Here is a 22293-nt window from a genome sequence, read left to right as displayed (position 1 = left end):
CATATTTGCTGCACCTCTATATACTTTCAAATTGTTCATTTAAAAGTTTTATCGGTGTAAAGAAGATAGTTAACCATACATTAACTATCTTCTTCTCTGCTTTATTCGGTTTTTCTTTTTTCAGTCAGGTCCACTGGAACATGTTTAGCTTTACTTAAGGTGAAAAAGGGTGACTCCTCCAAAGATATGTGGACAGACACCCTTTTCACCTTCAATCATTAAAAATCTCTTTTGTTGCCCAAGCTAGTATAAGCTGTATTGCCGGAAGTGAGCGGAGTATCTAATGGATCATTTGATATCGTGGCTCCGCCAGTTTTTTGGTTAACACCTGAATCAAAAGGTCCATCCCCTGGACGATTCACTCGGCGTTCTACAACGACAAGGATTTTACCTTCTTTAACATAGCCTTCATAGCGGTCAGCTTCTTCTTCTGGAATGCCCATTCCAATTAAAGCTCCTGCCAATCCACCAGCTCCCGCGCCGACAGCTGCCCCAGTCAGGGTTGCTGCTATTGGTCCGGCTGCTAAAAGAGGGCCGATGCCTGGTATCGCAAGGGCTCCTACGCCTGCCAGCAGGCCGAGAAGCCCCCCAAGCGCACCGCCTGTTGCCGCTCCAGCTGCAAGGCCTTCTTCAGTCTTCATACCAGTAGCTTCATTAATTCCGTTTACTTCGTCTTTGTTTTTCCCGATTACCGAAATATCCTCAGAAGCGTAGCCCTGCCGTTTTAAATCTTCAACCGCCTGAATTGCCTCATTTTCAGTATCATATACTCCTACCAGATGCTTTTCATGTTCATACATTGAAATTCCTCCTTTAGATTAGTAGTCTTTTTTAAAACTACCCGCCCTGCGAGGAATGAAACACTAATTTTTTTTGAAAGTTGCCAGCGGCAAATTGTTTCGTTAGTCCCCATACGGGAAATATAAAAAATATATAAGAAAGGAGGAATTTCTTTGATTAGCCTGCTACTTAAAATAATAGTGTCGTTTTTCGCTGTGATGAACCCAATAGGAAATATACCGATTTTTATCTCCCTTACAAACGGGTACTCTCAACATCAAAAGAAATACACTGCCAGGAAAGCAGCATTTGTTTCCTTTTGTATACTTACCGCATTCCTTTTAGTTGGTAACTTTATATTTTCCATGTTTGGCATCACGATTCATGCATTCAGGGTAGCGGGTGGTATCCTTATCTTCGGGATTGCTTATAATCTTTTACATGCCAAAACATCAACGACGCAAACTCCTCACTCGAAAGAAAAAGAGGAGGCAACAGAAAAAGAGGATATATCCATTACCCCTCTTGCCCTGCCAATTATGGCAGGACCAGGAACCATTGCAACGGTTATGACGCTTGCAACTTCGTATAATATCTCAAATTTAATTTTGGTTCTCGTAGGTTTTACACTAGTTCTTGGAATTTCCTATTTACTGTTTTACTATTCAACTCCCATTATTGAAAAACTTGGGCATGGAGGACTGAACGTTATTACCAGGTTAATGGGTTTGATCCTTGCCGTTATCTCAATCCAGATGATTGCAGAAGGCATAAAAGGACTTTTTCCCCATCTGTAATTATTCATTAGTTTGTGGATGGTTTTTGTTGCGATATCTAAAGTGACTCGATCTGAAACATGATAAGATAAAATCTCATTAGCGGAGGCATCTTTTACGGTCAACAAATAGGCCATAAATATTTTGAATAAGCTTCTTGGATAACTATTTAGCCTCTGGGTATAGATACTCTATTACCATTGAAAGATTTATACAGCCTAATCCAAAAAAAGCCTGGCATTTTAAAAAGGCTAATTATTCACGACGGAAAGCGTATTATGGTTGGTTATGATGAACACCAGATTGGCAGATTTCTGCCTAGAACAGTTCGCCGTGATCATTACATGGAGCTCATAAAAAATATTCAGTAACCAGAAAAATTCTCCCATCCCCTTTGTTCGTTTTTTATAGAAAAAAAGGCCCTAAGCACCGTTTGCTAGGGTCTTTTGCATTCATCAAAGTATGTTCACATGCCAAGTTACTTCATTAGAAGAAAAAGGATTACTAAAAGTTATTTGATTCCTCCAAAGTACAGTAAGCAAATCATAGTACCAAAAAATATTGAATATGATTTGGTGGGATTGGTGTAATGGCCATAATTTGATAACCGATACTAAGCAATTGGGATAAAGTTTCTGCACAATTGTGACGTGGAGGCTCAATCGGTGCGTGGAAACTTTTATAAAGATTAATCAATTGATTATTGTTTGTACAGTGAAGCAGAACAACATGTTTACCGGTCCACGCTTGACCTATTATAGGTTGTAATTGGTTTCTCATATTGAACACCCTCACTATTTGATACAATATTGTATGAAAAATAACTAGTCCATTGTTCTTACCTAATAACTAAGAGATAATTAATGAAAGAGCTTCTTCCACAGTAAAATATTCATTAGTATTTTATGGATAAATAGAATTCAACCAGTTATGATATGTATAGAAAAAACCTCCAAATATCGCTATTTGAAGGTTTTTAACACAAGTTTGGAATTAGTTTTAGAAAATTCGGGCGAGAATTTGACAATATTGTTAAATAAATCGCAAAGCGGTGTTAACTCTTTGGTTTCATGTTATATTTAGTACGTGAAATGAATCACAACAAACTTATCCCCTTTGTTATATAATTATAGAAAAAAGACCCCAAGCACCGTTTGCTGGGGTCTTTTTGTTTTTAGGAAAATATGTTGACATGATAGTAAGGAAATACCACGAACTCGGCTTAACCCCTGCATAGTAATCCAACCAAATCGAAATATATTTTACTTCTAAAAATCCTTCAATTCCGAAATGCCCGCCTTCACAGCCTAGGCCGCTTTCTTTATTACCACCGATGGAACTTGGGCGGCTGATGGTAAGGGCATCATTCAGACCAACGATTCTTTACTCTTCGCCATCGATGTTCATCTCAGAAATAATATAGAAACAAACATAAGAACCGTCCCTATGTTCCCTCTATGATCAAACCTGCTTTTTGTTAAAAACCGCAACCGATAAAACAACCAATGCAATAATTAAGGTGGCACAAATGATAATGGCGGGCATAAAATCCGCTACTTCCTTTTGTGCTGTGAGCAATGACATATTATCACTTGATAAAATGATAGGGTTATATTTTTGCAGTTTCGGGTCAATGTTTATCAGCATCATTACCACTATGCTGCCGCCGGTAAGCAGCAGACTGCCGTAAATATTTTTAAACAATGCGCCCCCAAAAATCAACAAGGTGATTAGCAGGATACCAAACAGCCACAGACTGAAAAAGGTTAAAAACACATGATGCATGCCGCTCATTTTCCAAAAATAAGCAGTGTAAAAATAAGTAACGATAAAGCAAAGCAGGTAACTCAGTGTCCAGATAACTGCCGCCATCGTAAACTTTGAAAAGATAACAGTGCTGCGCTTCAAACCTTTGGTCAGCATATTGATTAGGGTGCCGCGGCTGAATTCGTTTGCCATTATTCCGCAAAAGACGATCACAAGCACAAGCAATCCCATTTGTCCTGCATTCTTGAAAAACTGTCCCCATGAATCAAGCGCCGTCGGCGGCGGAAGCGTTATTTTCATGCCTTTAGTGGTAGCTGATTTTAAGATGTCGGGCATAATCTTGGCAATAGCAGGATTCATGATTCCAAATAACAAAAACACAATCAACATAATAAACAGCCGGTAGGTGCGCAGATTTTCGATGAATTCTTTTTTCGTAAAGGCAAGATAGGCTCTCATTTTACCACCTCCAAAAACAGGTTTTCGATCGTCGGTTCTGTTACTTCGAGTTTTAACGGTAAAATACTTTTTTGGGCAAGAACACCAAGCACGACCGCTTCCGTCTCTTTAACATCGTTTATATGAAAGACAATCATCGTATCGGTCTGTTCTGCTTTATCCATAAAAGGCACAATTTGCGGGTCGCCAATAAATTGTTGTTTGTCTGCTTTTGCTGCAAATTCAATCAGCAATCCGTCAGCCTTGTGCTTTGCTTTCAGCTCTGTAAGTGTTCCTGAAAGAGCCAATTTGCCATTCTTAAGAACAGCAACATGGTCACAGATCCGTTCCACATCGGAAAGGATATGGGTGGAAAAGACAACGGTAGTTTTGCCTTTCACCTGCTGCAAAATATCCAGTATTTCTTTTCTGCCCACAGGGTCAAGCGCACTTGTCGGTTCATCGCAAATTAACAGCTTTGGCTCATTCAGCAGCGCCTGGGCAATGCCGAGCCGCTGTTTCATTCCCCGTGAAAAACCGCCGATTTTTTTGTTTACATCTTGGAGTCCGACAAGAGTAAGCAGCTCTTCACTGCGGCGTTTAATTTTCTCATTAGGTAACCCTGTGATTTCACCGCAAAGCTTTAAGTATTCTTTGGGACGCATATAACTGTAAAATTCGGGTACATCCGGCAGATAGCCGATATATTGATTTGTTTTGTTTTGTCCGAAAGATACCTTTTCGCCGCAAACGGAAATACTGCCACTGTCAGCTTTTAAAAGTCCTAAAACCATTTTCATCGTTGTTGTTTTTCCTGCGCCATTTTGCCCGATAAAACCGAAAATTGAATGTTCCGGCACAACAAATGATAGGTTGTCGATCACCTTGTGATTTCCAAAGCTTTTTGAAAGGTTTTGTATTTGAAGAATATCCATTATTCATCACTCCTGCCGAAGATAAAATAAACGATCGGTCCAATAATTTGAACAAAACTCACAATGACCCAGAGCACACGATTTCCAAAGCGGTACGTTTTGTGCGTAAAAATATGCACCAAAGCAGCAATTGTCAGGCCAAGTTCAATAATGATAATCGGGATTAAAAAAGGTAATGAATGCATTAAATTTGCCATATCAGTTTCCTCCTAAATTTGACTTGAGTTTATCAATAATGCTTTTGTATGTCGGTTCATCGTGCAAAGGAACAAAAGCGGGATTTTCTGCAACGCTTTGCATGATACTTTCTTTTATTGTCTTTTCGTCTCTGGGAGCTTCAATATCGTAATCCTTTAGCCAATCTTCAATGTTGTCAAAAATCTATCACCCTTCAATATATATCACTCCCTTTACTTCTATTAAAATCCATTTTATCGGCAATTCCAATGGATTTATACTATATTTTGGTTGATAATATCAACCAATAGTAAACGTAGTTCCGAATTAGAGTGAAATAGTGAAATATGCAAACATTAATTAATAAAAATAAAGAGGAAATTCTTTCAATTGAAAAGAAATAAAACGAATTGAAAAACAAATTGACGAAAAGCATATTGACTATGGTGTCAGTCCCTGCTGAATAAAAGCAATAATTTGTCTGGGGACTGACCCAAAATTCAAATCGTAAGGGCAATTTATAACGAAGCACGAGCACGAAGATCAAAATTAGAAGCATAGTTATCTAGTACAAATCATCACCGCACGTGAAAACGGGTAGCTTTTTTTTCTGCTGAAATCGAATGTTTATATTGTGTTATTTTAATGAAAAAAAGGTCAGTTTCCCACCATATTAAAGGGTTGATGTGTCGGAGGCCTGACTCAACACTTGAGTATTTTTCAGTGAATAAAAGAAATATGGAAACCAACCCAAAAAGGACAGCCAAGAAAAATGGCTGCCCTTTTATATTTATCATTCCTCTTCCATGGAATTATTTATTTCTCAATCACATGATTACTTTTTTATTTTCCCCAACGATTTTAAATTGCTGCATTGGCTTGTATTTCTTGTTATTTAATAGTATTAGAAATCCATCCGTTAAACGGTTAACATCCGCTACAAGTGCGATCCCTTTAAGAGGAGGTCCTGCTGCGGTCAGTACTATTGTCATCAAAATGATTCAGGCACCAGAACTAAAATGTAATTTGCAGTTCGTTTAACGATCTAAATCCCAACAGCTTTCGCCAAGGAAGATCAGAAGATGCTACTTGGAGATTGTCCATCTGTTGCAGGAGGCTTTGGATGGCAATTTGTGTTTCTAAACGTGCCAACGGAGCACCTAAACAAAAATGCGTGCCATATCCAAATGCAAGATGAGGATTCGGGCTCCTAGTGATATCAAGTAAATGAGCATTAGCAAATTTATTAGGGTCTCGATTTGCAGCGCCCAAAAGAATATAGACTTGATCGCCCTTTTTAATAGTTGTTTGATCGATTTCGATATCCTCCGATGCGATGCGAGCAGTCATTTGTGTTGGACTCTCATAGCGTAAAAATTCCTCTACTGCATTTTCGATAAGTGATGGGTTATCGTTTAGCAGCTTCGACTGATGAGGATTTTCCAATAGAGCAAGAACCGAATTGCTAATGAGATTAACCGTTGTTTCATGGCCAGCAATAACAAGTAAAATACAGGTTGCAAGTAATTCCTCGTCCGTTAACCTGTCCCCTTGCTGTTCCTCTTTTATTAACAAGCTGATAAGGTCCTCTTCAGGGCTTTGTTTCCGTTCTTCCATCAACTTTTTAAAATAATTCCGTAAGATGATTGTAATCTCGTTCCCATTGTCTAAAGCCTTTCTCGAACGAGTAAAATCAATGGTTTGGATTAAGCGTAAGGCCCATTCTCTAAATTGGTGCCGGTCCTCCACGGGTACTCCTAATATTTTTGCGATAATGAGACTGGCTAAAGGAAAGGCGAATTCGGAAATCACATCCATCGACTTCTGATTTTGAACCTGCTGCAATAAATCATTTACCGTTTCTTGGATGTAAGGACGGAGTTTTTCCACCATTCCGGGAGTGAATACGTTACTAACCAGTAAGCGCAACCGCTTATGGTTAGGTTGATTTTTAAAAAGCATCATGTCATTTTGGATGTTTTTTAGCTGCTCATATTTTTTTGAAGTCTGGGGCAGCGGGATGCGATTTTTAAATCGAGTATCTTTAAGAATGGTTATCGCTTCATTGTATCCTGTCACATACCATCCCGGATATTTTAACAGGTTTCCATAATAGATAGGATGAATGGATCGAAGCTTTTCATAAAAGGGATAAGGATTTTGAAAAAACTCTGAAGTAGTAAATGAAAGTTGTATGTTTTGATTTATATCTGTTGCCATGTCAGCCTCCCTCGTATACACTTACAATCTTTTTACAGAGATGGGCCACACCCATCTCTGTAAAGCTTTTAAGTTATTTTTTTATTTCTCAGCTGCTAAACTAGCTTGCATTTCTTCCACAGACTCTACTTCAAATCCTAAATCACGTAACATTTTTTGATCTTCGGTTTCATCTTGGCCAGCCGTTGTTAAGTAATCACCAACAAAGATTGAATTGGCCGCATATAACGCTAGCGGTTGTAATGATCCAAGGTTGACTTCACGTCCACCAGAAACTCGAATTTCCTTTGTTGGATTAATAAAACGGAATAGCGCTAAAACTTTCAAACAATAAAGTGGGTTTAACTCTTTTACACCTTGTAGCGGTGTACCATCAATGGCATGCAGGAAATTAACCGGAATCGAATCCGCATCAAGTGCTTTTAAGCTATTAGCCATATCAACTACATCTTGCTTCGTCTCTCTCATACCGACAATGACACCTGAACACGGAGACAAGCCAGCTTCTTTTACCGTTTCCACTGTACTGACGCGATCATCATATGTATGTGAAGTCGTGATGTTTGCATGGTTGCTTGCCGACGTATTGATATTATGGTTGTAACGGTCCACACCGGCCTCTTTAAGTCGCTGCGCTTGTTCTGGCTTTAAAATTCCAAGACAGGCACATACTTTCAATCCATAAGTGTCCTTTATTTCTTTTACTGCCTCCACCACATGATCAATTTCTTTATTAGATGGTCCTCTACCGCTGGCAACAATACAATACGTTCCGACATTTAAATCATAGGCGCGCTTTGCTCCTTCAAGAATCGTATTCTTGTCTACCATTCTGTAAGTATCAATTGGTGCTGTCGAAATAGAAGATTGCGAGCAATAGCCGCAGTTTTCCGGACAGAGTCCAGATTTTGTATTGATGATCATATTAAGTTTTACTTTTTTTCCATAGTAGCGCTTTCTAATTTGAAAAGCCGCATGCATAAGTAATAGGACATCATCATCCGGGCATTCTAAAATAGAAAGAGCCTCTTCGTTTGTTACTTCTTTCCCTTCTAATACCTGATCTGCAAGTGTCATCCATTTATTCATTTTACTACCTCCAATTGATTTAAAAGTAAAGTCACATCTATGTGATCTTCTACCATTTTTTTAATGTTTTCGTTTGAGATTTCCTTCAGTTTAGGTGTAATTCCTACTATAGGAACGCCGCAAAATTTTTCAATTAATTCCGGATTCGTTTTTTCAGCTAAATCAGGATGCTCATTTTTCCCATTTATCACAATCCCGGCAATGGTAAGACCCAGACTTTTTGCATATTGAACCGTAAGAAAAATATGATTAACTGTTCCAAGATTTGGCCGTGCTACGATTACAATTGGGAGCTTTAATGCTTTTATCAGGTCACTAACCAAGAAATCTTCGCCTAATGGAACTGAAATACCCCCGGCACCTTCAACGATGAAAAAGTCGTGTTTTCCTTTAATGTTTTCCCAACGATTTAATACCGCTTCCAGACTGACGCTTTTCCCGTCGAGTTTCGCTGCCATGTAGGGGGCAAGCGGTTCTTTAAATTCAAAAGGGGTAATCTCCTCATAGGACAAAGTTGTTTGGGACAGCCTCTTCAGCAAGCTTGTATCACTTATGGGATCTTCCCGGGCAATACCACTTAACAATGGTTTAAATACACCAACATCAATCTTTTTTTCTTTTAAAACCGCTGCAAGTCCGCTGGAAATCATCGTTTTTCCAACATCTGTATCTGTTCCTGTTACAAAAATTCCGTTTACCAAATCATGCTCAACTCTTTTCCGATAAAATGAAAACATTCCAACAAGTAATCGATTTCATTTGTACTATGGTCAGAGGTTACCGTTAATCGGATACGGCTTTCTCCACTTGGTACAGTTGGCGGACGGATTGCAGGTGCAAATATTCCTTTTTCCTGCAGCTTTTCAGAAAAATTCACAGCATCTTCGGGTTCTCCGATGATCACAGGAATAATCGGTGTGAGATCCCCCTTCACGATAAAACCCATTTCTTCTAAACTACTTTTTATTTTTTTTACATTAGACAGTAATTGCTTACGTTTTTCATTGCTTTCTTCAATGATTTCGAGTGCAGCATAGGAGGCAGCACAGATTGCCGGGGGCATGGCTGTTTGAAAAATAAAGGTTCTCGCATGGTTGAGCAGAAAGTCAATCAACACCTTCGAACCTGCAACAAAGCCGCCTTCCGTCCCAATGGCTTTACTTAATGTTCCAATGACCACGTCGGGATGGACACCGAAATATTCACTTGTGCCTCTGCCCTTTTCTCCTAAAACGCCTGTTGCGTGTGCATCATCGACAATCACGTAGGCATCAAACCGTTTCGCAAGTGAGATCATCTGATCAAGAGGGGCAATGGTCCCATCCATACTAAAAACACCATCTGTTACAATAAACTGCTTTTGATAGCAAGCTGTCGCTTTCAATTTTTCTTCAAGGTCCTTCATATCAATATGGTTATAAACAACGGTGTCCGCTTTTGAAAGACGGCACCCATCAATAATACTTGCATGGTTTAATCTATCGCTTAAGATAACATCCCCTTTTTGAGGCAGGGAAGAAAGGACCCCGACATTTGCTAAAAAGCCGCTGGAAAACAGGAGGGCTGCCTCCGTCTGCTTAAAACGGGCGATTTTCTCTTCCAGCCTTTGATGCCAATCCGTATGGCCTGTCGTTAACCTTGATCCGCTGCTTCCGACTCCAAATTCATGCAGGATGGTTTCTGCTGCATAAATTAAGCGCTGATCGTTCGCAAGTCCCAGGTAATTATTGGATGAAAAAACAAGCTTGTTCTGACCATCAATCATCATTTTGGTTTGTGGAGCCGTATTCATGGTACGAAACTTCCGATACAAACCTGCCGCTTTTGTTTCTGCTATTCGCCCGCTTAACCATTCATCAAGCACCAACACTCGCCACCCCATTTGTGACCTCGATGATCGCTTTTTTCATGATCATGACCATTTCTTTTAGTTCTTCCCTTGTACTTACATGCGGGGGCATAAAGACAATGACATCACCCAATGGTCTTGTTAACATCCCAAGTTCCCTCATTTTCAATGTAACCTGATATCCTATCCGCTTTTCAGCTGGGAATGGCTCCTTCGTTTCCTTGGAGTGAACAAGTTCTATTCCACACATAAAACCAAGCTGCCGAATTTCACCCACATGTGGAAGTGATCGCAGATCTTCAAACAGGTCATGGAGATACTCTGCCTTATTTGCGACTTCTTCGACAATATTTTCCGATTCAAATAAACGTAAATTTTCAAGAGCAACTGCACAACCCAGCTGATTTCCCGTATAAGAATGGCCGTGGAACAATGTTTTTAACTTATCGTAGTCATCATAGAAAGCATTGTAAATCTCTTCTGTTGTTAAGGTAGCGGCAATTGGCAGATAGCCTCCGGTAATCCCTTTTCCAACAGCCATTAAATCAGGCTGAACTCCTTCATGTTCACAGGCAAACATTTTTCCGGTTCGGCCAAAGCCGGCGGCCACTTCATCCACAATCATCAAAACATCATATTTAGTACATATCTCACGTACACCTGATAAAAATCCTTCCGGCATGACAATCATTCCGCCGGCCCCTTGGATCATGGATTCAATCGTAAGTGCGGCAATTTCATGATGATGTTCAATAAGAAGATCCTCAAGAATGCCCAAACATTCATCACGGCACTGAACGGGATCCCCGCTCGTAGAGTGATAGACGTTTGGAATCGGTGCTTTATAGCTCTCAAACATTAACGGGCCGTACACTTGATGATAAAGATCGATGGAACCAATACTGACGGCTCCAATCGTATCGCCATGATAGCCATTTTGCATGGCAATAAATTTTTGTTTCTCCGTTCGGCCGATATTCTTCCAATATTGGAAGGCCATCTTAAGTGCGATTTCCATCGCCTCTGCCCCGCTATCTGAATAAAAGACTCGTGTCAGTTTTTCAGGACTTATTTCAATCAGCTTTTCAGCAAGTTCTGTTGCTGGAACATTTGACATCCCTAAAAGGGTAGAGTGGGCAATTTTATCAAGCTGTTTCTTAATTGCTTCATCCAATTCCTTTTTTCGGTGGCCATGGACATTAAGCCAAAGAGCGGAAAATCCATCATAATATTCTCTACCCTCAATGTCTTTTACTTTTATGCCATTTCCGCTCTCAATGATGAAAGGATTTTCATCATAATCTTTCATTTGTGTGAACGGTAACCAAAGATACTTTTTACTTTTTTCAATTAATTCGTGTGGCATTTTCTTCCCCCCAATGAACAAATATTGGCTGTTTTTCCAGATAGTCTATATAACTATGAAGATCACTTAATCCATCCACAAAAAAGATTCGGCAGCCACTTTCATCGCCATATTCTTTTAGCCTCGTAATCCGCTGATAGCCATGCTTTTTACTGGCAACATAACCTGTTATGTATTCGGGATCATCTGACCAGCATAATTCTGCGATCGTAGCAGGGTGTGCACACACCTTAGTCGCGAGCACCAACGCCTCCTTGACTCTATGAATTTGAGGCATTTTGTAATAATCAGCCCATTGTCCAAAATTCGTAGTCAACCAGTCCATTCTTGAAACCCGAACACCTTTTTCATTTCGTTCATCAATTCGTCTACCAGACCGAACATCGAACAAAATCGCCCCTCTTGGTTCCGAAAATTCAGTTATTTGTTGGTATGCTTTTTCAATGCTCTCTCTCGGAACCCCTGCTTTCTCTAAAAGATTCCGAGCAACTAATTGACCTTCTTCTACCGATCTCACTTCATTTGTCCCAATATGTAATGGACTCAATCTTGTAATAGGTTCATCAATTAATTCAAACTGGATCTGCATAAAATCCGGGTTGCCTCTTGAATGAGTTAACGCTTTTTCCATTAGGATATTTACTGCGTTTTTCAAATTACCGTAAGTTGAAATTTGTTCGCCTCCAGATATATGCTTACCACCCTGTTCATGTGCTCCATTCTTAGAAGCTCTCATTCTAACACTAAAAAGGTTTTCCTCGATCAAACACACTAACCTCCTAACCTTAGGATATAGTAGATCTTCCATAAAACATAAACCCTCACATTTTTAACCACAACATTATATATGTTAACCATCTGTATTTATAGGTTAACATATATAATGTTAAAATGCTCCACTTAATTTGTCAATAATTTTTAGAATCATCATTCTTATTTTTGATCTAAAATAAATGAAACAAAGGTTCAAGATAACTATTATTCTAGGAAGTGGTAAATTGCAGATTCTGTTTGTCCCGGGGGACGGACCACAAAAATCTTATATGTATTTAATTAGACCTAAAGTACAAAAAAAGGTATGAAATAAGCCCACTTTCTTACTTTTAAAGGAAACCTTCGCATCTTTTTTTGAATCCAGCCGGCATCACCACTTGATTATTGCTTGTACAGTGAAGCAGGATAACATGTCTATCGGTCCATGCTTGCCCTATTATGGGTTGTATTTGTTTTCCCATATTGGAACTCGTCCATTGTTCTTGAGAAATAACGAACCTATATAGACCCATTGCAACTAAAAAAGAGGTAGTTTCATAAAACTGCCCCTCTCCTTATATTAGTGATGACTTTCTATATTAGTTAATAACCTAAATTTTGCTAAATTCATTCCTTCAGTCGAGGTTTACCAGGATCGCAGTTTGGTGGATCAAGCTTCGCCGATTCTGCTAACTTTATTAGGTAATAACATTCTTCGCGTAACATATGATCCGCCATTAGCGGTGCAAAAGTTCCTAATGCTTGGTGACTTAGCCTTAGATCTTCTATTTCATCTAGAAAATTTTGAAATAGTTTTATTTCCAACTGGGTGTCTGAATTCATTTTTGATAAAGCAGGAAACGTAGTCAAATTAGTTCTTAAATAACCAGCAAGCTCTACTGCTTTTAAGTAAAAAGCTTCAAAGTTCTTTGTAAATGACTCACTTTTCTCCCTTAATTTCTTTTCAACGCCGTCTAAATTAGAGGCAATTGCTTCTGAATGACCCGCAGCATCTAATAACCATACAAGATGATGATGGAGTTCATGGTAAATAGGCGGGACTTGCCCATCTTGCAGGTGTTTTAAAATTCTTACATACTCTTCTAATTCATTTACCATATGATTAAGGAAAGTGGGTGAAAGGTGAATTTTGATTTTCCCAACAAGGTGTTTTCTCATTAATTCTAATTTAAATTCCCGTAATTTTATTACCTCTATTTCAGCCTGGGCTGTTAATTGTATGAAATCTCTGGAATTTGCATGTTCCAGAAGGGTATCAAATACCCGAATAAAATTTGATGCCTGTTCAATCTCTACTTTTTGAAGGGGGGCCAATGCTTCATAAATAAACCTAGAATGGTCACCTAATATTTGAAGCCAAAAACGATGTTCAAATCTTGCTGTCTTCTCTAAAACATCATTCATGTTTTTTCCTCCCAGTAAAAAATACCCGTACTATATGATGTTTATTCTCCTTAATTGTTTCTAATGAATAAGGAAATTTCTCTATTTTCAAGACAAGCACCAAAAAAGCATCCAATTATAGTTATTTGAAGGTTTTTAACAATAGTTTTGGCATCTAGTTAGTTTTTTTTATAAATATGACAATATTGTTAAATAAGTCACAAAGCGATATAAACTCTCTGATTTTGTGTTATATTTAGTACGTGAAATGAATCACAACAAACTTATCCCCTTTGTTTGAGAGTGAAAAATTTCCCCATCCCCTTTGTTATATAATTATAGAAAAAGGACCCCAAGCACCGTTTGCTAGGGTCTTTTGTTATTATTCTAGACTACGCAAACCCAGTTGAAATATATTTTACTTCTTCTAAAAACTTCAATTCCGAAATGTCCGCCTTCATGGCCGAGTTCGCTTTCTTTATAACAACCGAATGGAACTTGAGCACCTGATGGTTGTTGCATTGTGGTTCTAAAAAGTTACTATCCTTTAAAAATATTTATGTTTTAATTATATTTTTATTTGCATATTTCCGAAAATTTTGATAAGTTATTAGTATCAAAACAAAATTCGACAATATATTCGTAGGAAGGAACATTAATATGAGAAAACAAGTTTTAAATATGCAAACATTAATTAATAAAAATAAAGAGGAAATTCTTTCAAATGAAAAAGAAATAAAACGAATTGAAAAACAAATTGACGATAAGCATATTGACTATAGGGTCTTTCCCTCGACAAATAAAAGCGTTAATTTACCTGTAGACTGACACCAAAGTCCTGAAATATATTTTTGTGAAACACTTGTAGTGAAAATAGTTTTGCTTAAATCCACTTACTTACAACCAAAATCCTTTTTAGTTTTTTTATGAATTTGACAATATTGTTAAATAAATCACAAAGTAGTGTTAACTCTTTGATTTCATGTTATATTTAATACGTGAAATGAATCACAACAAACTTATCCCCTTTGTTTGAGAGTGAAAAATTTCCCCCATCCCCTTAGTTGTGTTTTTATAGAAAAAGGCCCTAAGCATCGTTTACTAGGGCCTTTTTCATTTATGAACAGTTTAAAGTTAGTCTCTCATAAGAGTAAGGCGTATCTGGTTGGGCACTTTTCACCACTGCCTCTACGATAATTTTTTTATACTTTGGAATTCAAAAGGTATTAGACCGTCCTTAATCATCAACCGAATTGAAAGGCTGAAGAAATACCTTTCGGAACTCTTTTTACCTTGGTAATTCTGATCAATTTATTCTAGCCGCTCTTTTAAAAATTGGATCCATACTCTTGCTGCGTAAGAAATATAGCCCTCCTTTCTCCAAGCAATTCCTATTTGCCAATGGACTTCTTGATCAATAATAGGCAATACTTTTATCCCCTTATGCGCTACATTTAATTCAGTTAAATTACTTTGAGGCAGGATGCTTATACCTAGGTTGCAAGAAACCATCTCAAGAATGAATTTCCACTGGGACGTCTCACAAATAATGTTTGGTTCAAAACCTATTCTTTCACATTCCTCCAAAATAAAGCGACGAACGGCAAATCCTTCATGAAAGATGATAAATTTTTCATCCGTTAATTCTTCCCAAGTTACCTTTTCTTTGTTAGCAAGAGAATGAGTATGATGAACAAGAAGGCGGAGGTCCCCTTTCAAAAACGGAATATAGTTAATCGGTTCATTCATAGGCACCTCAAGTACAATCAAATCTAGTTCCCCATTATATAAAGCAGTTTTTAAATTCGCTTCTCCATCCTCCACAAAGCGAATGGTGATGTTGGGATATTGTTTATTGAAGGTTGACAGAATGTCCGTGAGAATTTCCGTACCAACTGAGGAGAAAATCCCCATCTTTATCGAGCCATTATTAGCGTTTTTAATATCGTCCAATTCTTGATAAAAATGTCTGTAAAATTGGGAAATTTGTTCACCATAGTGAAAAAGTAATTTTCCAGTATCCGTCAGTTCCATTTTTCTTGTTGTCCGTATCAATAACTGTACATCTAATTCTTTTTCTAAGTCTTTTACTACATTACTAATTGTGGGCTGGGAAACATACAATTGTTCGGCTGCTTTAGAGAAACCTCCTTGTTTTACTACTTCTGTAAAGTAATGAATTTGCCTGTTGTCAAGGCTATCAAGTAGCAGACGAAGAAAGTGTGAAAACTGCAGTTGAACAAGTCATTACGGATCGTGGAACGGTCGACGTTCTCGTCTACAATGCAGGAGTTCAGTTTATTTCTCCTGTTGAAGAATTCCCGGAAGAAAAGTGGGACTTTGTTGTAGGTGTCATTCTAAAAGGGACATTCTTAACAACAAAACATGTTCTTCCTGCAATGAAAAAACAAAGAAAAGGACGTATCATCACGATTTCTTCCGGTCACGGCAGAAGACTAGATGCTTATAAATCCGCTTATTGTGCAGCGAAATACGGTCAAATTAGTTTTACAAACGTAGTAGCAATGGAGAACGCACAATATGGTATTACAGCTAATTCAATTCTACCAGGACCTACCCGTACATCATTAATCGAAAAACAATTGCCAAAACTTGCAGAACAAGATGGAACATCGATCGAAGAAGCATTAAAACACCATATCTTAGGAAAGCAATGGATCCAACGTTTACTTGAGCCTTCAGAAATTGCAGCAACAGCTCTATTCTTGGCATCAGACGGTGCAGCAGCGATCACTGGCGAAGCAATCGGCGTTACTGGTGGAGAATAATTTCAGAATGATGATCCGGCTGTTTAGCAGGTGAATTTTTACTAATGGATGTAGAATGAAAGAAACTAAAAAAATCGATTAAATGATTACCAAAAAGAAAAGGGGGCCTGAGAGAAAATTTTAATCTCTTCAAAGGCTCCCTTTTTATTTCATTCTGTATGCCTTAAACTGCATCTGACTTCTTCTTATAATTACGGCTCTCTACAAAAGTGAAGGTTTTCATTATCTTTTTAATTCCTTTAGGTAAAAAGTAGGCAACGGGAAAAGCACAAAGAAAGGCTTCACTCCAAATTTTCACCCATATTTTAAAAAATGTATGACTATATCCAAAGTTTATTGATACCAGGACAAAAGAAATAAAAATAGACATCCCCAAAGCCATAAAAAAGGTAAATACGAGCTGTTCATATTTTTTATTGATCTTCACAAAATTTACCACCTATTTTTAAAGGTTCCTTTTCTAAAACAAACTTTCGGGAACCATATAATCAATCAACAACATCTCAAAATAACCCTTCACCAATAACGATTACCCGGATATATTAACCTAATTTCGGTTTAAATTCCCCTGTTACCGTTTGACGACCGTTGTTTTGTTCGTAATGTTGTGATTGTTCAAGACCGAATTGATCCATAACTGGCAGATCGCTGACAGAGAATAGATACGTATCTTCTTCGACCACATGCTCATGCCATGCCCAGTTAGGGATAACGAAATAATCCCCTGCTGACCAGTCAAACCGAACCCCATTGATAACGCTGTATCCAGACCCCTTAAAAACGTTATAAATCGTCGCATGTGTATGACGGTGTGCTTTTGAATGAAATCCCTTAGGAAGCTTTTGCATCCAGGAAGCGATATTTTTATTGGCTGTTTCCCCATTTGAAGGGTTAATGTACTCGACTGCATAGCCATCAAATGGATCTGGTTCAAAATTACTTAATCCTTTGATTGCGTCTTCGGTTTTCTTCCATTTATAAGAACCAAGCGGCGCAGACAACGGATAACGGTCACCAATCGGACGCACCATTCCACCTGCATAGCGTTGTGAAGAGAAATTATCCGGTACTTTCGGCTGCTCTAGTTTATCTGGATACGGTTCAAAGAATGTTCCGCCCATGGAATAAATAAGCGGGATATCAAGTACATCCATCCAGATCATCGGCTTATCGCCAACATGTCCGTGACCATGCCACAGATTTTTTGGTGTTATTAAGAAATCTCCCTCTTCCATGAAAATCCGTTCACCTTGAACGATCGTATAAGCTCCTTCGCCATGGGTGATAAAACGAAGTGCACCTTGAGAATGGCGATGGGATGGAGCTGTTTCACCAGGCAAAATTAGCTGGGCAGCAGCATAAAGCGTTTGGGTTGTTGAGGCCCACCCCCATGGTGTACGGTAGGTTAACCCAGGATTTTGGAAGTAAATCGCTCTTCTTTCCCCGCCGCGTTCAGGTGTAAAGATTGTGGATGCTTCCATAAGCTTTTTATAAATAACATCCCATTTCCAAAGATATGCTTCCGCCTGCGGCTCCGGCTGTTTATGCATTAACGCCGGGATTGCTTCCCACAACGGCCCCAAATGATAGTCTTCAAGATCCCGGTTGAAATCTTTAACAATTTGACTGCTCATAAATTCTGTTTTCTCAGCCATGTTTAAAAACCTCCTTTCATTCGTTTAATTTTGAAAGACTTCTGTCAATCTGTCCGCAGTGCTTGCTGACATGTTCGTCAATAAGATGATCTATAATAAACGAAATCGGTTTTGTACCGAAATTTGGATTACGGCTTGTTGCTGTAATAGCCAGTGTATCTTGGTCTAAAGCGCCCAGTTCCTTTTCCACTTGAGACTTTAAAGCATCAAGTTCCTTTACCACAGCATCGACTGTACGCCGGTCTGTATCCGCAACAGCAGCAAGACGTGCTTCTTGAAGGTGATTTCTTCCCCATAATTCCGCTGGATTTGCCTTGATTTGTGCTATCTCACCGATCCAGTAAGGAACTGCTTCCAGTACGTGACATAAAATTTGGATAATGGACCATTCATTTTCGCTTGGCTTCCGGCGAATGATTTCTTCTGAAAGTCGTGAAACTGTGCCAATCATTTTATCAATCGACTGTTGAATAGATTCAATTGATTGCTGGATTGTTTTTGTTCCCATTACAATGTCACTCCTACTTCTGCTACTTTTTTTACTTTATTTTCTAATGCGCCGATCTTATCGATAGCAATTTTCACAATGTCACCGTCTTTTAAAAATGCAGGCGGATTCATTGCAACACCCACCCCGCCAGGAGTTCCCGTTAAAATAACGTCACCTGGTTCAAGCGTCATCAAATTAGATAAAAACTCTACTAAATATTGAACAGAGAATACTAGGTTAGCAGTATTCGTATGCTGCCTTTCTTCCCCATTCACAGTTAATACAACTTCCAAACCAGATGGATCTGTCAGCTCATCAGTTGTAACAAGCCATGGACCCATCGGGGCACTTCCTTCTACCGTTTTGCCTTGTAACCATTGAATGGTCCGGCGTTGAATATCGCGGTATGTAACATCATTGACGATGGTATAGCCAGCAACATAATCCAGTGCATCTTCCTGCGAAACATTTCTTGCTCTCTTTCCAATAACAAAAGCAAATTCAGCTTCATAGTCCAGCTGCTCAGAAATTGGGGAAAACGGAATATCGTCCTGTGGTCCGACAACAGTATTAGCAAACTTTGCAAAAACTACAGGGAATGGCGGGATTTCGCGTTTCATTTCCATAATATGTTCCCGGTAATTGTGGCCCACGCAAATCATTTTTCCAGGCTGTGGTACTGGAGCTTCCACTTTTACATCATTAAGCGCAAATACTAGCTTCCGTCCTTTGTCTTCTCTAGTATTCAATGCAAATGCAATCGCATTTTTCGCAAGTTCCATGCTTTCCTTTCCGCCCTGTAAGAAACCATTCATATCAGCAGGAACAAATGCTTCAGCAATTTTGGGGGCGCGTAATTTTCCTTCTGATTCGACCAAAACCTGATAAGCAAGATTTAAATCTACAACCTCGTTATCTACAATGGCACCAACACGTGATACTCCTTCTCTTGCAAACGTAATTAATTTCATATATGTAACCTCTTTTCTATTAATCATAATTTTTTACACTATTTTTTGCTTTATTTCCTCGGGAATTTCAATGGCTTTTACTCCATTTTCAAAACTAGCCCATGCCCGCAGTTCATATCCTTCTGCGATTTGTTGATCCCCTCTTGTAAAAAGATGAGTAACTTTAAAAACTTTTTTCTTTACAATTTCTACTGATGTCGTTACACAAATCTCATCTTCAAAAAATAAAGGAGATTTAAACTGACAATGTGTTTCCAATAAAGGAATACTTATTTGTTTGTTCGAAAATAGATGGGAAGTTGGGAAGCCAATTGTTGCAAAATATTCGTGTGTCGCTTCATCCATCCACTTATAAAAATTAGGATAGAACACAATTCCTGCTGCATCTGTATCTCCCCAGCGAACTTTTAGTTTGTATTCATTCTTCAACATATTCACCTGCCTTTGTTTTATCATTCATGCTCTACTTGAATCTTAGCCGCTTAGCCAAGAGTTCCGCTGCTACCGTAAATTGCGCTTCTGTTTTTTCCTTCACTTCTTCAACGGTTACATCTCCTTGTGTTTCAACAAGTACCATTCCGTTTGGAGTAAAATCAAAAACGGCGAGATCAGTAATTAATCGGTGTACAACCTGCTGTCCTGTAAGCGGAAGGGAACATTCTTTTTTAATTTTCGCCTCTGCCTGTTTATTGACGTGTTCCATAATGACGACAACTCTTTTTGCCCCGTTGACAAGGTCCATTGCACCGCCCATGCCCTTCACCATTTTTCCGGGAATCATCCAGTTCGCCAAGTCTCCTTTTTCAGACACCTCCATTCCTCCAAGAATCGCCAGGTCGATATGACCGCCCCGAATCATCGCAAACGACTCTGCACTGTCAAAAAATGAAGAACCAGGAACCGTCGTAACGGTTTCTTTTCCAGCATTGATTAAATCCGGATCTTCACTGCCGGCAATCGGATACGGACCGATGCCGAGCAGGCCATTTTCTGATTGAAGCAATACATTGAAATCAGCTGGGATTTCATTTGCAACAAGGGTCGGCATGCCAATACCAAGATTTACATTCATGCCGTCCTCAATTTCCTTAACAGCTCTTTTCACAATTTCAAGACGAATATCTTTCAATTTCGGCACCCCATCCTATTAAAATATTAAGCTTGTACAACCGTACGGCGTTCAATTCGTTTTTGATAATTTGTTCCAAGCAGCAAACGCTGCACATAAATTCCAGGCGTATGAATTTCATCCGGATCCAGTTCACCTGGTTCAACTATTTCTTCCACTTCGGCAATCGTTATTTTTCCTGCCATGGCTGCGAGCGGGTTGAAATTGCGGGATGTTTTTCGGTATACGAGGTTACCTAAAGTATCCGCTTTCCAAGCTTTTACCAGAGCAAAATCCCCGACAATGCCTTTTTCAAGTAAATAGATTTTTCCGTTAAACTCTTTTGTTTCTTTACCTTCAGCAATTGGCGTACCGACACCTGTAGCTGTATAAAATCCCGGGATTCCTGCACCGCCAGCCCGAATCCGCTCGGCAAGTGTACCTTGTGGAGCCAATTCAACTTCCAATTCACCACTTAAATACTGCTGTTCAAAAATTTTATTTTCTCCTACATAAGAAGATACCATTTTCTTAATTTGGCGGTTGGCTAACAAAAGACCGAGTCCCCAATCATCCACCCCGCAATTGTTGCTAACAACCGTCAAATCTTTTGTTCCTTGCTCTTTAAGAGCCTGAATGGAACACTCAGGAATGCCGCTAAGCCCAAAACCCCCAACAATTAAAGTTGAACCGTCCTTAATATCCTCAATTGCATCCTTAAAAGAACTCATTACTTTTGTATGTTTCATAGAACGACCTCCTTTTGAATAGTACTAAATTTCCGAATATTTTGTTTATTATTTAAAGTTTACCTTGCCATTTTCTATAAGTAAAATATAAAATTATTATTAATTGGAATAAAATATCAATTATAAAACTTTTATTTTTTTCAACTATTTATTTTATAATAAAAGGTAATAATAAGAACGATTTAAACTGGAGTGATTTTACTAGACTATGGATAGCGAATTTGTTATTTCTTCTAAGAGAAAAGATGCGAATAAAAATGCTGTAAAAATTCTTGAAGCAGCTAAAAAGATATTCTCTCAAAAAGGACTAGATGCAACAATTGAAGAAGTTGCACTAGAAGCGAATGTTGGCGTTGGCACAGTATACAGAAGGTTCAACAATAAACATCAATTAGCTAATGCTGTCGCAAATGAAGTGATTTCTGACATTTATAATGAACAGGCAGTCATATTACAATCGAATCAGCCTACAGTTGATAAGGTTTATCAAATATTTAATTGCTATGGACAAATCACGCAAAAATACGGTGAAATCCACCCGATGATTGTTGAACTGCTGGTCACAGATAAAGGTGACAATGAATTCAAAGAAACCTTTTTATCTCATTTAAAACAACTCTATGCCGAGGTAATCGAACATGGTCAAAAGGAAGGCGTTTTTCGAGATGGTGATCCAAGGTTATATGAAATATTTTTACATAATATGATTAACCCACAAATGGTTAACCAATTCGCAGCAATTATGCCGTTGGAAAATGTCCCCTATTTCTTAGCAGATTTAGCTCTAAATGGAGTGCTAAAAAAATAGTTTCCATGCTTAAATGATTTCGAAAAACAGCTTACTTTTTGAACTTAATGTAAAGATTATCACCATAAACTTCCTTTTCATTTTACTGTGTCGACTTTTGACGGTGTGAAAGGCTGGTGCCAGGTGAACAAAATCGGCAAGCCAAGCCGGGTAAGGGCAGTTAGAAGCT

The 22293-nt window shown here is 38.6% G+C and carries 24 protein-coding genes and 2 pseudogenes; 5 read left to right on the top strand and 21 right to left on the bottom strand.

Annotated features, from left to right (window positions below; genetic code table 11):
- Nucleotides 1-218: 218 nt before the first annotated feature.
- Complete coding sequence (locus JN080_RS08610) at nt 219-800, bottom strand: general stress protein (protein ID WP_256235544.1); 582 nt, start codon at nt 798-800, stop codon at nt 219-221.
- A 153-nt stretch (nt 801-953) separates the two neighbouring features.
- On the opposite strand from JN080_RS08610, the gene JN080_RS08605 reads away from it, so the two are divergent.
- Both JN080_RS08605 and JN080_RS08600 read left to right on the top strand, forming a co-directional pair.
- Nucleotides 954-1577 (top strand): MarC family protein, encoded by a 624-nt coding sequence (locus tag JN080_RS08605; RefSeq protein ID WP_256235543.1) that lies wholly within the window; start codon nt 954-956, stop codon nt 1575-1577.
- A 179-nt stretch (nt 1578-1756) separates the two neighbouring features.
- On the top strand, nt 1757-1927 hold the full coding sequence (locus JN080_RS08600) for an ArsC/Spx/MgsR family protein (protein ID WP_375141614.1): 171 nt from the start codon (nt 1757-1759) through the stop codon (nt 1925-1927).
- Nucleotides 1928-2798: 871 nt separating this feature from the next.
- Here JN080_RS08600 and JN080_RS29435 read toward each other — a convergent pair.
- The 12 genes and pseudogenes from JN080_RS29435 to JN080_RS08545 all read right to left on the bottom strand — a co-directional run.
- Nucleotides 2799-2936: pseudogene (locus JN080_RS29435) on the bottom strand (succinate-semialdehyde dehydrogenase (NADP(+))); the annotation flags it as partial.
- Between the two features lie 81 nt (nt 2937-3017).
- Nucleotides 3018-3782 carry an ABC transporter permease gene (locus JN080_RS08595; RefSeq protein ID WP_256235542.1) on the bottom strand — a complete coding sequence of 255 codons (765 nt, stop codon included), beginning with the start codon at nt 3780-3782 and terminating at the stop codon, nt 3018-3020.
- On the bottom strand, nt 3779-4696 hold the full coding sequence (locus tag JN080_RS08590; RefSeq protein ID WP_256235541.1) for an ABC transporter ATP-binding protein: 918 nt from the start codon (nt 4694-4696) through the stop codon (nt 3779-3781). Before JN080_RS08590 ends, JN080_RS08595 begins: the two co-directional genes overlap by 4 nt.
- Nucleotides 4696-4893 carry a PLD nuclease N-terminal domain-containing protein gene (locus tag JN080_RS08585; protein WP_256235540.1) on the bottom strand — a complete coding sequence of 66 codons (198 nt, stop codon included), beginning with the start codon at nt 4891-4893 and terminating at the stop codon, nt 4696-4698. Before JN080_RS08585 ends, JN080_RS08590 begins: the two co-directional genes overlap by 1 nt.
- Before the next feature lie 807 nt (nt 4894-5700).
- Nucleotides 5701-5868 (bottom strand): hypothetical protein, encoded by a 168-nt coding sequence (locus JN080_RS08580; protein ID WP_256235539.1) that lies wholly within the window; start codon nt 5866-5868, stop codon nt 5701-5703.
- Nucleotides 5869-5887: 19 nt separating this feature from the next.
- Nucleotides 5888-7093, bottom strand: a complete 1206-nt coding sequence (locus JN080_RS08575) for a cytochrome P450 (protein WP_256235538.1) — start codon at nt 7091-7093, stop codon at nt 5888-5890.
- Between the two features lie 81 nt (nt 7094-7174).
- Nucleotides 7175-8182, bottom strand: a complete 1008-nt coding sequence (bioB, locus tag JN080_RS08570) for a biotin synthase BioB (RefSeq protein ID WP_256235537.1) — start codon at nt 8180-8182, stop codon at nt 7175-7177.
- Nucleotides 8179-8883 (bottom strand): dethiobiotin synthase, encoded by a 705-nt coding sequence (gene bioD / locus JN080_RS08565; RefSeq protein ID WP_256235536.1) that lies wholly within the window; start codon nt 8881-8883, stop codon nt 8179-8181. Before bioD ends, bioB begins: the two co-directional genes overlap by 4 nt.
- Entirely contained in the window at nt 8877-10049 is a 1173-nt protein-coding gene (bioF, locus tag JN080_RS08560; protein WP_256235534.1) for an 8-amino-7-oxononanoate synthase, read from the bottom strand. The genes bioD and bioF overlap by 7 nt, the downstream gene beginning before the upstream one ends.
- The gene (gene bioA, locus JN080_RS08555; protein WP_256235533.1) at nt 10039-11397 is read right to left on the bottom strand and encodes an adenosylmethionine--8-amino-7-oxononanoate transaminase; all 1359 of its coding nucleotides are present in this window, start codon (nt 11395-11397) and stop codon (nt 10039-10041) included. The genes bioF and bioA overlap by 11 nt, the downstream gene beginning before the upstream one ends.
- On the bottom strand, nt 11378-12163 hold the full coding sequence (gene bioW / locus JN080_RS08550) for a 6-carboxyhexanoate--CoA ligase (RefSeq protein ID WP_256235532.1): 786 nt from the start codon (nt 12161-12163) through the stop codon (nt 11378-11380). Before bioW ends, bioA begins: the two co-directional genes overlap by 20 nt.
- Before the next feature lie 614 nt (nt 12164-12777).
- Entirely contained in the window at nt 12778-13575 is a 798-nt protein-coding gene (locus JN080_RS08545; RefSeq protein WP_256235531.1) for a DUF2935 domain-containing protein, read from the bottom strand.
- Nucleotides 13576-14214: 639 nt separating this feature from the next.
- On the opposite strand from JN080_RS08545, the gene JN080_RS08540 reads away from it, so the two are divergent.
- Nucleotides 14215-14382 (top strand): FbpB family small basic protein, encoded by a 168-nt coding sequence (locus tag JN080_RS08540; RefSeq protein WP_256235530.1) that lies wholly within the window; start codon nt 14215-14217, stop codon nt 14380-14382.
- A gap of 483 nt (nt 14383-14865) precedes the next feature.
- Here the strand turns inward: JN080_RS08540 and JN080_RS08535 are convergent, their stop codons facing one another.
- Nucleotides 14866-15735 (bottom strand): LysR family transcriptional regulator, encoded by an 870-nt coding sequence (locus JN080_RS08535; protein WP_256235741.1) that lies wholly within the window; start codon nt 15733-15735, stop codon nt 14866-14868.
- 23 nt (nt 15736-15758) lie between these two features.
- On the opposite strand from JN080_RS08535, the pseudogene JN080_RS08530 reads away from it, so the two are divergent.
- Nucleotides 15759-16343 (top strand): annotated as a pseudogene (locus JN080_RS08530) (SDR family oxidoreductase); the annotation flags it as partial.
- A 163-nt stretch (nt 16344-16506) separates the two neighbouring features.
- Here the strand turns inward: JN080_RS08530 and JN080_RS08525 are convergent.
- The 7 genes from JN080_RS08525 to JN080_RS08495 all read right to left on the bottom strand — a co-directional run bounded on the left by JN080_RS08525 (nt 16507) and on the right by JN080_RS08495 (nt 21316).
- Nucleotides 16507-16770: a DUF2798 domain-containing protein gene (locus JN080_RS08525; protein WP_256235529.1), complete on the bottom strand. Its 264-nt coding sequence runs from the start codon at nt 16768-16770 to the stop codon at nt 16507-16509.
- Between the two features lie 115 nt (nt 16771-16885).
- Entirely contained in the window at nt 16886-17998 is a 1113-nt protein-coding gene (locus JN080_RS08520) for a cupin domain-containing protein (protein WP_256235528.1), read from the bottom strand.
- Nucleotides 17999-18014: 16 nt separating this feature from the next.
- Entirely contained in the window at nt 18015-18506 is a 492-nt protein-coding gene (locus JN080_RS08515; RefSeq protein ID WP_256235527.1) for a DinB family protein, read from the bottom strand.
- Nucleotides 18506-19459, bottom strand: a complete 954-nt coding sequence (locus tag JN080_RS08510) for a fumarylacetoacetate hydrolase family protein (protein ID WP_256235526.1) — start codon at nt 19457-19459, stop codon at nt 18506-18508. The genes JN080_RS08515 and JN080_RS08510 overlap by 1 nt, the downstream gene beginning before the upstream one ends.
- Before the next feature lie 33 nt (nt 19460-19492).
- Entirely contained in the window at nt 19493-19891 is a 399-nt protein-coding gene (locus tag JN080_RS08505; RefSeq protein ID WP_256235525.1) for an acyl-CoA thioesterase, read from the bottom strand.
- 31 nt (nt 19892-19922) lie between these two features.
- Nucleotides 19923-20588 carry a 3-oxoacid CoA-transferase subunit B gene (locus tag JN080_RS08500; RefSeq protein WP_256235524.1) on the bottom strand — a complete coding sequence of 222 codons (666 nt, stop codon included), beginning with the start codon at nt 20586-20588 and terminating at the stop codon, nt 19923-19925.
- Nucleotides 20589-20614: 26 nt separating this feature from the next.
- Nucleotides 20615-21316, bottom strand: a complete 702-nt coding sequence (locus JN080_RS08495; protein WP_256235523.1) for a CoA transferase subunit A — start codon at nt 21314-21316, stop codon at nt 20615-20617.
- Between the two features lie 208 nt (nt 21317-21524).
- Between JN080_RS08495 and JN080_RS08490 the strand changes: the two genes are divergently transcribed.
- On the top strand, nt 21525-22124 hold the full coding sequence (locus JN080_RS08490; RefSeq protein WP_256235521.1) for a TetR/AcrR family transcriptional regulator: 600 nt from the start codon (nt 21525-21527) through the stop codon (nt 22122-22124).
- Nucleotides 22125-22293: the final 169 nt, after the last annotated feature.

Source organism: Bacillus sp. EB600 (assembly GCF_024494385.1).
GTDB lineage: Bacteria > Bacillota > Bacilli > Bacillales > Cytobacillaceae > JAEVLT01.
Note: the sequence above shows the minus strand (reverse complement) of the source record. Positions and strands in the feature narration are given on the sequence as shown.

Bases quoted from the DNA above. Each gene is read 5' to 3' on its own strand.
- JN080_RS08510 (WP_256235526.1), bottom strand. From the start codon at position 19,459: ATGAAATTAATTACGTTTGCAAGAGAAGGAGTATCACGTGTTGGTGCC.
- JN080_RS08515 (WP_256235527.1), bottom strand. From the start codon at position 18,506: ATGGGAACAAAAACAATCCAGCAATCAATTGAATCTATTCAACAGTCG.
- JN080_RS08545 (WP_256235531.1), bottom strand. From the start codon at position 13,575: ATGAATGATGTTTTAGAGAAGACAGCAAGATTTGAACATCGTTTTTGG.
- JN080_RS08610 (WP_256235544.1), bottom strand. From the start codon at position 800: ATGTATGAACATGAAAAGCATCTGGTAGGAGTATATGATACTGAAAAT.
- JN080_RS08505 (WP_256235525.1), bottom strand. From the start codon at position 19,891: ATGTTGAAGAATGAATACAAACTAAAAGTTCGCTGGGGAGATACAGAT.
- JN080_RS08490 (WP_256235521.1), top strand. From the start codon at position 21,525: ATGGATAGCGAATTTGTTATTTCTTCTAAGAGAAAAGATGCGAATAAA.
- JN080_RS08575 (WP_256235538.1), bottom strand. From the start codon at position 7,093: ATGGCAACAGATATAAATCAAAACATACAACTTTCATTTACTACTTCA.
- bioA (WP_256235533.1), bottom strand. From the start codon at position 11,397: ATGCCACACGAATTAATTGAAAAAAGTAAAAAGTATCTTTGGTTACCG.
- JN080_RS08520 (WP_256235528.1), bottom strand. From the start codon at position 17,998: ATGGCTGAGAAAACAGAATTTATGAGCAGTCAAATTGTTAAAGATTTC.
- JN080_RS08595 (WP_256235542.1), bottom strand. From the start codon at position 3,782: ATGAGAGCCTATCTTGCCTTTACGAAAAAAGAATTCATCGAAAATCTG.
- JN080_RS08585 (WP_256235540.1), bottom strand. From the start codon at position 4,893: ATGGCAAATTTAATGCATTCATTACCTTTTTTAATCCCGATTATCATT.
- JN080_RS08495 (WP_256235523.1), bottom strand. From the start codon at position 21,316: ATGAAACATACAAAAGTAATGAGTTCTTTTAAGGATGCAATTGAGGAT.
- JN080_RS08540 (WP_256235530.1), top strand. From the start codon at position 14,215: ATGAGAAAACAAGTTTTAAATATGCAAACATTAATTAATAAAAATAAA.
- bioB (WP_256235537.1), bottom strand. From the start codon at position 8,182: ATGAATAAATGGATGACACTTGCAGATCAGGTATTAGAAGGGAAAGAA.
- JN080_RS08590 (WP_256235541.1), bottom strand. From the start codon at position 4,696: ATGGATATTCTTCAAATACAAAACCTTTCAAAAAGCTTTGGAAATCAC.